The organism is uncultured Fibrobacter sp., assembly GCF_937877005.1.
Taxonomy (GTDB): domain Bacteria; phylum Fibrobacterota; class Fibrobacteria; order Fibrobacterales; family Fibrobacteraceae; genus Fibrobacter.
In genome coordinates this window covers 1-11,599 of record NZ_CALEFV010000103.1, presented here as the reverse complement: position 1 = coordinate 11,599, position 11,599 = coordinate 1, and the positions used below count along the sequence as shown (strand labels likewise).

Sequence of the window (11,599 nt, the reverse complement as noted above, 5' to 3'; positions counted from 1 at the left end):
ACCGGCGTTATGTGCGGACGCGTGTCGGTCGCGGAATGGAAAGGAGGCGAAGAGCCGATGCTCTAGGTCGAAAAGCGCGGCCGCTTCATTACCAACATGGCGGTTGCCAACTTCGTCACCGCTGCCGTTGATTCGGCCGATCCTAAAATCAAGACCTCCTGCATGGTGATTCTTGAAGAGACCGATCCCGGGGTCTTCGATCGCGGCGCACCAACCCTCAAGCAGGTGCATCAGCTTTCCAATACGCACGACCCCATCTTCTCGTTGACGGTGCCGGCAAGCCGGATTATCGGCGGATACACCACTCAGGACGGCGTAATCGTTGAAGACAAGGGTATCGAAACCCTCGCTGAAATCATGGTTCGCGCTGAAGAAGCTTACGGCGAAGACTCCATCGAAACCGCTGAATACTGGTTCGCTAAGGCTACCATCACCAATGCTAACTACGCTGACCTCTTCACCGGCGACAAGGACCTCGACGAAAAGTTCGTATTCGCTAACACCGAATTCAAGACCTTCATCAACAACGAAAACTTCCGCAAGGCCATGAAGTCCATCGGCTCCACCTACGGCGGCAAGGGCAAACCGATTATCATGACCGAGTTCTGCAACATGCTCGACAAGACCCGCGAAGAAGACATGGTGGGCCTCGCCCACATTATGCAGGTCGGCTTTACCGACGGTCAACTCGGTGGTTACATCGCCTGGGAACTCTTCTGGGGTGAAGGCCGCGGACAGCTGATTGGCGTGTGCGCCAAGAATTGGGGCAGCTGCAAGAATGATTCCATCGTCATTGGCCCCGAATACCACGCCATGCGTCACTACTCCAAGTTCGTGAATCCGGGCTGGAAAGCCATTGCGGCCTCCACCACCGAAAACGACCTCAAGACGGTCGCCTTCGCTAGCGCCTCCGGCGACTCCGTTTCCGTGGTTGTCATCAACACCGGCAAGACAGCCATTCAGCTTGGCGCTCCGGCGATTAGCGGCATGAACGTCGCCACTGCCGTGCAGTCCAAGGAAAACGGCTTCAAGAGCAAGAACATCACCATCGCCAGCTGCTACATGCTCCCCGCACGCTCGGTAACGACGCTCGTTCTCACTAGGACCGCAGCCGCCCCGACCGTCACCGTCTGCCAAGACGAAACCACCGACCCGAACTACTCTGAACCGGTCATTACCCCGTCTGCAGATGTCGTGATTATTGACTACTCCAAGACCACCGACGTTTCTACCTGGCAGGCCATAAGTGACGACCTCGGTGCGGTCACCTACAACTCAGGCGCCCTCGATGGAGTTACAGGTTATGTCAGCGTACCGCTCGCCGGTTGCGAGCAGGCCGATTGCGGTTACAAGAGCCAGCTTCTGAATATCAGCGAAGAAGGCGCCGCCGCACTGGCAAATTGCACTGAACTGGTGATTACCATGCGCAGCCAGGACAATTCCAACGCCTACGTGAACGTAGGCGCCGCCAATGGGGGCAGTTGGGTGGACTATCAGTATGGCCGTCCCGCAGCAGCAGGCAAGTGGAGTGAAACTACAGTTGATCTCGAAAAGGAAGGCGACAACGGCTCGACCGCCCTCACCTTCAACAGTGACGCAACTGGAATCTACATCGCAAAGATCGTGGCCACGGGATGCTCTTCTAGCGGCATCATCAAGGCCCCCAAGTTCGTGTTCAACGACCGCAACATGCCTGCACAAGTCTTCGACCTGAACGGCAACCTCGTGTGGAGCGGCATCAAGGGCCAGGCCCTCAACGCCGACGGCACGCTGCGTCTCGAGCTGCGCCAGGGCATGTACCTCGTGAAGACGAAGACCACGACCGTGAAGGCGGTAAAAAAGTAGGAAGTTTGAAGTAGGAAGTAGACAGTATTTTTCTTTCTACCGTCTACTTCCTACTCAACAAAAAAAAGCGGGCTAATGCCCGCTTTTTTTCGTTGCGAAAGCGACGTCATTACCCTTCTTCGAGAGCTTCCTTGTATTCGTCGACCGTCGCGATGTATTCGTCGATCATATCGTCCTTGGAATCCAGGTAAGAAAGAATCTGTTCCAGATGTTCCTTCTTGAACACAGCCTTCAGCTGGCGAGAAGCATGGCCGCGGTAGCCCCATTCCTTGAGGATTTCGTCGGTCACCACGAAGGCGTCGTTCATGGACACAAAGCGCATCGGGCCATAGACAGCCCAGTTGTGTTCCATCTGCATGCATTCCGGTTCTTCAAGTTCCGGATTCGCCATGTAGCGCTGGATGTGGCGGGTACGCACATCCTTGATCTTGTCGATGCGCATATAACCCATAATCAAGTACTTGTTGCGGAGTTCGGAATCGCTCAGGCCTTCGTAACGGGTGCCGAACAGAATGTAACGGCTCTTAGCCTTGAGGATTGCATTGATCGCCTTCACGTTATAGCAGCTCATCAGGCCATAGGTGCTGGTTTCGTAGTTGGGTTCGTAAAGAAAACCCTTGCCGTTTTCGTTGAGCTGGTCGCGGACCGGCATTTCGGACTGGTGGCTGGTTTCGACGTAGAGCAGGCTACCGGCAGCGTTGCCGCGATAATCCTGCCAACCTTCGAGATTGATCTGTGTTTTAGGCATTTGTCATCCACTCTAGTTAGGTTAAACTTTGGGAACCCCGAATTTTTGGTCCGGGGTCCCCTTTTTATATAAATCTTACAAGCGGACTACTTATGGTAGTCCGTTGCTTATTCCAATACGCAAGATACAAAAAAATAAGCTAGAAGGTAATCGATTCCGCCGAAAAACCCGTCATTCCAAAGAGCGAGGCCCCTTTTTCGAAGAATTTCGCGGTATCGGTCGTCAAAAACCGGGTTTTTCCATTTTTTGTAAGACGATTTTCCATTTCAGGATGCCGTCTCAGGTAGTCCACCGTCTTTTCAGCCACGATATCCCCCTGGAAAACCAGACGTACCTTCTCGGGCAAAGCAGCACGGATTGCCCCTTCCAGGAGCGGGTAGTGCGTACATGCCAACAGGAGCGTATCGATTTCGGGATCCTCGGCAAGCAGGGCGTCGATATCCTTCTTCACAAAGAACTTCGCCCCCTCGGATTCCCTTTCGCCGTATTCAACCAGCGGCACCCACATGGGGCAGGCATGCTGCGTCACCTTGAGGCCAGGGTAAAAATGCTTGATTTCAATCAGGTAGCTGCCCGAAGAAACCGTTCCCGCCGTTCCGAAAATGCCGATGTGTCCCGACCGGCTGAACCTGCCAATTTCTTCAGCGGTGGGTCGCACAATGCCAAGCACACGCTTGTCGGGAAACTCATATGGGAGAATGTCCTGCTGAATGCTACGGAGTGCCTTGGCAGACGCCGTGTTGCAAGCAAGAATCACCAGCGGACAGCCTCGGCTGAAAAGTTCTCGCACGGCCTGCAGCGTGTAGCGGAAAATCGTCTCGAAGCTGCGGGAACCGTAAGGGGCGCGAGCATTGTCGCCCAGGTAAAGGTAATCGTACTGTGGAAGCGCCTTCTGCAGATTCCGGAGAATCGTGAGGCCCCCAAAACCCGAATCGAACACGCCAATCACAGTTCCTCCTCCATACGTGCGCGTACCATAGGAAGCAAAACCGTTCTAGGTTCAAGCCGAGGCAAATCCTTACGCAAAGCGACTATATCGAAGGGTTCCAGAATCTTGACATGAACCTGGCAAGGCTTAGAATCTTTGCGACGCTCCCAGACAGAGCCAGATCCCTGTATGACGAGTGGCAAGATGATTCCGTCGTTTTCACAGGCAAAGCGGAACACGCCGCTCTTGAAGGGGCCGAGCGCCCCCGTCTTGCTACGGGTGCCTTCCGGGAATATGAAAATCCGCGGAGATCCATGTCCTGCAGCAATCATCTTGCGAATGGCACCGGCAGCGCCATCCTTTTCGCGATTCACAAAGACACAACCGATCCGGGACATCCAGAAATTAAGAAACGGAATACGACCCAAAGACTGCTTCGCGACAAAGCCTATCGTTTTCTGAATCGCAAGAAAAACGATCGGAATATCTGCCAGGGAATTATGGTTGCCCACTACAAAAACGGGTTTCGTCCAATCGACCTTGCCTAGCATCGCCTGATTTTCGATCGTCAAGTCGACACGCAGAACCTTCATGCAAAAGCGAGCAAAATCCTGAATTTTCCGATCGATCCAAATTCGGGCATCCTTGCCGTAGCGAATTCTGACATACGGGACCTTTATAAACTGCCATGCCATATACACCAGCACGACAGACAGAATATATAGTTTATATAAAATAAACGGCATACGGACTTTTGACCTGTTTTCGGAGCAAGGCAAGAAACGAGACCTTTTGAATCGTCGCATGCGCCCTTTCCAGAATCTACGCTTGCAATATAACAAAAACAGACATGCCTCGGCCCGCGTGACCCCTACATAATAGAGCCTACGCTCTTCTTCCATCTGTTTTCGTCTTTGCCGAAAAGATCCCTCGCATCGTCCCGGAGTAAGCGTTTCTGCAAGACCAGCATAAAAGACAACCGCATATTGCAGTCCCTTTGACGCATGAACCGTTTCAACATGCACTCCCTCGACCTCAGAAGTCTCTTTCGCATTATCACCGGAAGATTCCTCCAACACGGATTCTCCCGCAACAGGCACGGAATAATCCTTCAGAGCCTGCACATAATAAAGGCGTTGACGATTATAACGGACGAGAATGGCAAAATTTTCCCATTTTAAATCATAGGACTCCCGAAGTTGCTTTATCGAAAGTACTATTTTCCGCATTTCTTCTACCGGATCCTCCGAAATCCACACTTCTGGTTTACGGTTTTCCCTATATAGCGGATTTCCTCCCGATCCATTTAGATTCCCCGCCCGTAGAAACTTTTGCAAATGCAAGGGTTTGTTCACGAAGATTTCATTCGCAATTCTCAATATGTTCGGAACCGAACGGTAATTCCATTCCAAACGAATAAGCGAACTTTCTTTAAAGTCATCGCGAAAACGATTGATGTTGCCGATATCGGCACCGCGAAATCCGTAGATGGCCTGGTCATCATCCCCCACCACAAACAGCTGCCTGCGATTTCCCAGCAGGTTCTTGACCAAGCGGTACTGCGACGGATTGATGTCTTGGTATTCATCCACTAGAATTTCTTTCCATTGCTCCTGAAAAAAATATCGCGCTTCCTCGTTACTTTCCAACAAGCTAATTGAAAGATAAATCAGGTCTTCAAAAACGACCTGACCCGATTCTAGGACCGACCTGCGAAGCGGCTCCAGTTTTTTTGCAATCGACCCATACTCATCCGAAAAAAGCATTTCGCGCGAAACACGGCCGGATTTCAACTTCAGCTTAGACAATGCGCGTAAAAATTCGCGACTTGAAGATTCCATCGGCACGGGAACTTTCTTAAAGCCCATCACCTGATACGCAAACTTTCCCGGGGAACCAGGCGGCCCCGGAATCTTGCTCTTGAGCATATGGAGAGCAAGCGAATGGAATGTACAAAGTCGAACACCCGCATCGGGAAACAACTGCTGCACGCGTTCCCGCATTTCTGCGGCAGCTTTCGCCGTAAAGGTCAACGCCAAAATAGACTCCGGCTTTACTCCGCACATGATTCGATACTGGATTCGCTTCGTCAGAACCGAGGTCTTGCCGGAACCCGCACCGGCCAAAATAAGCAACTGTCCATTCCGGTCATGATCGTGCAACACCGCCGCACGCTGATCGGAATTCAGACCTTTCAGTAAACTTTCGGCGTCCATAACGCCCCTGAAGGAATGGGGCCCCGCAACGCGTACAGAGCCTCCGCTATCTAAAAACCGCTACTCGCCCACACTGGCCGTAACGTCATTACTATTGGTACGAGCTTTGTTGGAAACAGGCTTCCCAAGCAGGAAAACGAACGCACCGAACAAGCTCAGCACGAGACTCACAAAATAAGCGAGCAACTGAATCACTACCGATTCGAGCCCAGGAACTCCAGCTCGCGCAAACAGGGACTGCGCCAAAAGTTCACGCGGACCAAAACCGCCAATTGATATCGGGAGGGCACTTACAATGGCAACCAGCGGAATGTAGTAGAAATACCAGGAAATCGAGAGATCCACACCAACGGCAACGCCACAGAAGAAATGCACAAGAATTCGAAGCGCCTGCGTTACGGCAGAAAGCCCACAAATAGAAAGCCAAAGATGCACAGAACGGAACTGTTGGAAACGGCCAAACATATGAATCAGCCGCGTGTTTATTTTCTGCGGGAACACCTTGGCCAAAATTCTGCACAGAAGACTCCCTAGGCGACGGCTGAACAGCGACGCAAACAGAGCACAAAAGCCCATGAAAATCCATAAAGACGGCCACATGAAGGCACGCTGTGCAGCATCATGCATAAAGAAGAGAAGACCAACCGCAAGCGCAAACAGGGTAATAAAGAATAGCCCAAACAAGCGATCAAAGAAAGTCGCCGTCAAGCCCGCACCAACCGTATCCTGCCCACCCTGCATGCGGATGTCATAAATTTTCTTGGCATCACCGCCCACGTTGCCGGGCATAAAGTTATTGAAGAAAAGACCCACATAATAAAGCTTGAGCAGATGACCGTAACCCAGCCGAATGTTCTGGCGTTCCAACAGAAGTTTCCACTGGAAGCATGCAGTAAAGTTCGACAATCCCAAACACAAAAACGCTGCGATCAGCGGCCACAAGCTGTGGGTATCAAACAATCGGTAAAGATCATCGACGCTCCAGTCCGGATCCATGACGATATTCCGGCATACAAAATATGCAGGAACAACTGTCACGACCAACTTCAGGCAAAAAATCAGGAACGACTTGAAATTTTTATTCATCGCCTCCCCCCGTCGCCACCTGATGCTGAATCACTACTTCCTGGAGCAAGTCGAGCGTCTTTTCCGCCGCGATATCCCAACGGAACTCATCTGCATAAGCTTGGGCTTCCTCAGAAAGCCGAGTACGCAAATCATCGTCGCTGTAAAGCCGGTCCATTTCAATTGCGCAGGTATGCGCATCGCCCACCGGAAAGAGCAATCCGGTTTCGCCGTTCTTGACACTGTCCCTAAGCCCAGGAACATCGCTTGCTATCGTCGTCGTACCAAGTTTAGCCGCTTCCACCACCGTAAGGCCCCAGCCTTCCTTGAAACTTGTCTGCAGCAAGGCAACTGCCCCACTCAGCAATTCGCGTTTCTTTTCCGAAGAAACAAAGCCAAGTAGAGACACCCGCTCTTCAAGTCCGCGTTGCTTTATCCAGGACGGCAGCTTTTTCAGCAGTGGGCCATCTCCCGCCACCAGCAACTTGACATCCGGATGATTCTCCGCAAACTCTTCGAACGCCTCAAGAGCCGTCCAGATACCTTTATATCGATGTACGCGAGAAAGCCACAAAAAGTAGGGCATCCCATCCGCTTCCACAGGTGGCCGTCCTAACGAAGTACGATCCGCTTGCGGTTCCGGATCTTCGGAGCCGTTGTAAACGACGCTGATACGATCTTCGTCCACGCCAATTTCCGAAAGCTCCCACTTGGTACTCGGGCTTACGACCACGAACGGCTGCTTACGATAGCACCAGGGGATCATGCGTTCAAAGAGCCATACGACAAACGCCACCGGAAATGCCGCTTCATGAAAAATCGAGGAACGCCACAAATGATGCATTTGCACCACAACCGGCTTCTTAATCAGGAACGGAGTAAAGAGAGGTAACTTATTCAGGTCCTCCACCACGACATCGAAATGAAATTCACGATCAAGTTTTCGGACATTCAACGCAACCGTGAGCTGGAACAGCAAATCGCCGCCCTTGCGAACAACCTCGATTCCATCGACCGATTCCCGATTTTTGCAACCAGGAAACGCCGTGGTCAGAAGAACGACCTTATGCCCCGCCTCGACGACTTCGGAAAAAATACGATGCAAGTGTTTTTCCGCCCCACCGGCAGCAGGGTGCAATCGGTCACGGTAATTGACAACAAGTATATTCATGGGCTAGGGCTTCTTGCCCAAAACCCCTATGCACAACTGAGTATAGTGCATCACCGGATTCGTTTCCAGCGCATCAAGAACTGCATCCTTGACCTTCTGGTAAGCTGTCCCGTGCAGCGGATATTTGGGGAGTTCCACCCCCACCTTGAATCCGATTTCACGAAGGATTCTATAATACAGATTCGGACGCATCCAGTCGCCATACTGATAGACACATTCAAAACCGGCATCGGTCATCAGTTTTTTAAGCTGCGGCATAGTGAATTGTTTTTCCCAGCCGGCAAACCACTTGTCCATCGCAATCAGGATGTGCTTGATAACCGTATAGAGATGGACCGTCTGCGGCACATCGCACAGACAATGGCCTCCATGTTTCAGAATTCGGAAATTTTCCTTGATCAACGGAAGCGAATCCTTGAAATGTTCCGCCAAGCCCTGGTGAAAAACTAAGTCGAAAGTACAGTCAGGGAACGGAGCCTTGAAAGCATCACCACGAATCAATTTCAAATTATCGTAAAGATTATCCTTGGCACGAATACCATCGACAATTTTCAAGCTGTTTTCCGCAAAATCAAGCACGTAGACTTCCGCACCGAGGCGAGCAAGCTCCGCACTATCGCGACCCGTGCCGGCACCAACCTCAAGAACCTTCAGCCCATCGAGCTTAAAATTCTTCTTGATTGCACGCATAATCGACGGGGACGAAGGATAAACCTTGTCCATGTCATTTTTTTCTTTCCAAAAGCGGTTCCAGACAGACTGATCGGGTTCTTTAATAGACATAACGGACAAAATATACGAAATCTAGGCGAAAATAGCAGTTTTCCTTTTTCATTTGCAACATTCTTTGACCATGGGAATACAACAGAATGAAAAACTATCCGCTCCCGCAATGTCATAAATATTAGACAAACCAACTTGTTTTTATGACAAAAATTTCTATTTTAGGCAACACCATGATAAAAACGGGTGAAAATCACCCCAAAATTTGCACCTTGACGATTTTTTTACACTATTGGCATGCAACTTGCTTAAAAAAAAACGATATTAAAGATGTAAGGTTGAAAAATGCATATTGATTCTACAGATACAACTCTTAAAAGATACCTAGAAGATATTCGACGCACCGCCCCCCTTTCTCGTGAAGAAGAACAAATTCTTTTCCAAAAAGCAAAGGAAGGCGACAAAATCGCCCGCAAAAAACTTATTTCCGCCAACATGCGCTTTGTTTTGAAGGTCGCTATCCAGTATCGCGGCTGTCCGATACCGCTGCCGGACCTCGTCAGCGAAGGTGCCATGGGGCTCGTCCGCGCAATTGAATCTTTTGAACACACCCGTGGACTGAAGTTTATCAGCTATGGCGTCTGGTGGATCAAGGCTTACATTACCCGCGCTATCAACGAACAGGGCAACCTAATTCGTCTACCGGCCAACCAGCACCTCCGCGTGCGCAAGGCCTTGCACGAACAGTCCCGCGGTAAAGAAATCAACGAGGAAATTCGCGAACTCATCCAGATCGGTCAGCGCGGAGTCTCCTTCGATAGCCCGCTCAAGGCGGACTCCAAGGCGACCTACGCCGAAGTGCTCCCCGATGGCGGCGCCACCAACCCAGAGGCCGAATCCGAAATTCAGAGCGTCGAAGTTCTCGCTCGCGACCTCATGGAACAGCTGCCCGAACGCGAAGCAAAAGTGATTACAGGCATCTTCGGCATCAACCAGGAAGCGCCGCAGACTCTCCGCGAAGTCGGCGAATCTATGAACATTTCACACGAACGAGTCCGCCAGCTGCGCGACCAAGCACTCCGTCGTATTCGCAAGTATAACAGCAAGGAATTTCTCCAAGACAAGAAAGAAGCGTTCCTCGCAGCTATAAATAAATAGGGTTCACTTCGTTTCACCCTGCAATCCACCCCGGTTTAAGACCGGGGCGTTTTGCTTTTTAGCCAGCCTACAGCCCGCATGTACACCCCACACAAAAAGTGATCGCCCTTGGCGATCACTCTCAATTATCAATATACAGAGCGTCCTGGACGACGCTAGAGTATCATTTCTTGTGTTTCTTGCGACGAACGCCCCACTTGTCCTTAATTTCTTCTTCGATTTTCTTATTCTCGTAGCGGACAATCATCTTGAACTGAACACTATATACGCCCGTTCCAACAAAGCGACCCTTGTGATCCTTGAAGTTCCAATTCACAAAGACCTTCTTATCTGTTTCGAGGCAATTACCGCCGAACTTCCAGCTATTACACGGCACCGTGATCGTCGTGTCGTTCACGTACTGACCCAGATGATCGAAGTAGTTCACAATGAAGGAGATGTACACATCTTCGGGTTTCAGCGAATCCAGAACAGACGGGTCGTAGGTACCATCGGCAGAGACTTGAGCCCTGTCAAGGAGCTGCGGAACAAAGCGTTCGCCCAGTTGCACCAATTGCCCAAGCGCACCTTCCTTCTCCATATCTTCCTTCGTCGTGGTGCCCGGCACATAGCGCAGGTTCACGGAGCTCACGGTCTGCAACGTGTAGGTCTTTCCATCATCTTCGCCGACAACACGGTCATCATTAATGTCGAAGGTTCCCATGTTCGTCGATTCAACCAGGTGATTTAGCAGACCTCCGATAATGACCGCCTGAGGTTTTTCTCCAGCGATATTGTCATAATTATCCTTGATGGCATCGCGAGCCCCCTTATGGATCACAAGCGAGTCGCCCGGCATAATCGTTCCCTGGCTACCGTTGAATACCAACTTCGCAGTGAGACCATCCGAAGACCAGTCGATACGGGAAGGATTCAGTTCTATCGTCTCCTCGCCATGAATATAGGAGAAATAGTCATTTCCCTTCAGATTCTTAGACGAAATCGGTTCCGAGAATACCACCAGTAGGGTATCCGCCTTCTTGCCGTAGCTCAAGGTCGCACTAGCAACCACCGGCGACATCTTGTCGACCAACGGGGCGACCTCTTCGCTCACAAAGGTTTCGCCAAAGATGGAGTAGTAAGTGAACACATTTGCCTGTGGCAACTTGTCACTTATGCTCGTCACACCCGAAGCAAGACGCGTCGGAGACGTTACTTCCCAAATGACACGGGTGGAATCCTTTGGATCAATCTTGAGATCCGCCGGCTGCGCCTGCAGCTGAATAATCATTCCTCGATAGCTATACCAGGGGAAAGTCATATACAGAGTCCCTTCAATATCTTCCTTAGTCAGTTTCTTGTCAAATACGGTCACAATCTGATCAAGGACGCCATCGCCATCGGTATCCCAGTACTCGACATTTTGAGAAGACGGGAACCTGTCAATTACCGTCACGGGAATCTCCCGTTCATATTCGTCCGAGGTAATCGTGGCAAGATTTTCAAAAGTCACACCAGGATAAAGCGAGACGCTGTCCTTGAGGTTACCCTTCAGCTTGAAGTTCTTGCCCGACAGAATGACGATATCCCTTGTCGGCATGAACACTTTCTGGATTTGGTCCGCATCGAAGCCGTAACGCTTCAGGTCCTGCTTTATCATCACCAGCATTTCCGGCGTACCGATATCGGCCGGAATCAAATCAATATTGAACTGCAGGAACAGGGAATCAAGGACAGCGAGCTGCTGTTCCTGATATAAATGGATG

Annotated in this window: 8 protein-coding genes and 1 pseudogene; 2 read left to right on the top strand and 7 right to left on the bottom strand. The window is 50.8% G+C overall.

Translation table 11 applies throughout. The annotated features are described in order from the left end of the window. Positions 1 to 324, top strand: a pseudogene (locus Q0628_RS15685) (acyl-CoA dehydrogenase); the annotation flags it as partial. Between the two features lie 1,630 nt (positions 325 to 1,954). Here the strand turns inward: Q0628_RS15685 and Q0628_RS05205 are convergent. The 6 genes from Q0628_RS05205 to Q0628_RS05180 form a co-directional block, all read right to left on the bottom strand. Then, positions 1,955 to 2,593: a hypothetical protein gene (locus Q0628_RS05205; RefSeq protein WP_073318447.1), complete on the bottom strand. Its 639-nt coding sequence runs from the start codon at positions 2,591 to 2,593 to the stop codon at positions 1,955 to 1,957. 139 nt (positions 2,594 to 2,732) lie between these two features. Continuing rightward, positions 2,733 to 3,542 (bottom strand): glutamate racemase, encoded by an 810-nt coding sequence (murI, locus tag Q0628_RS05200; RefSeq protein ID WP_298768802.1) that lies wholly within the window; start codon positions 3,540 to 3,542, stop codon positions 2,733 to 2,735. Beyond that, entirely contained in the window at positions 3,539 to 5,737 is a 2,199-nt protein-coding gene (locus tag Q0628_RS05195) for a UvrD-helicase domain-containing protein (protein ID WP_298768800.1), read from the bottom strand. The genes murI and Q0628_RS05195 overlap by 4 nt, the downstream gene beginning before the upstream one ends. Before the next feature lie 60 nt (positions 5,738 to 5,797). After that, positions 5,798 to 6,823 (bottom strand): lysylphosphatidylglycerol synthase transmembrane domain-containing protein, encoded by a 1,026-nt coding sequence (locus Q0628_RS05190; RefSeq protein WP_298768798.1) that lies wholly within the window; start codon positions 6,821 to 6,823, stop codon positions 5,798 to 5,800. Further along, positions 6,816 to 7,973 (bottom strand): glycosyltransferase family 4 protein, encoded by a 1,158-nt coding sequence (locus tag Q0628_RS05185; RefSeq protein ID WP_298768796.1) that lies wholly within the window; start codon positions 7,971 to 7,973, stop codon positions 6,816 to 6,818. Before Q0628_RS05185 ends, Q0628_RS05190 begins: the two co-directional genes overlap by 8 nt. A gap of 3 nt (positions 7,974 to 7,976) precedes the next feature. Next, positions 7,977 to 8,756 carry a class I SAM-dependent methyltransferase gene (locus tag Q0628_RS05180; protein ID WP_298768794.1) on the bottom strand — a complete coding sequence of 260 codons (780 nt, stop codon included), beginning with the start codon at positions 8,754 to 8,756 and terminating at the stop codon, positions 7,977 to 7,979. Between the two features lie 285 nt (positions 8,757 to 9,041). Here Q0628_RS05180 and Q0628_RS05175 point away from each other — a divergent pair, with 285 nt between their 5' ends. Next, entirely contained in the window at positions 9,042 to 9,854 is an 813-nt protein-coding gene (locus tag Q0628_RS05175; RefSeq protein ID WP_298768792.1) for an RNA polymerase sigma factor RpoD/SigA, read from the top strand. A gap of 163 nt (positions 9,855 to 10,017) precedes the next feature. On the opposite strand, the gene Q0628_RS05170 is transcribed toward Q0628_RS05175, so the two are convergent. Beyond that, positions 10,018 to 11,599, bottom strand: a 1,582-nt coding sequence (locus tag Q0628_RS05170; protein WP_298768791.1) for a hypothetical protein, incomplete at its 5' end; no start/stop codon positions are given.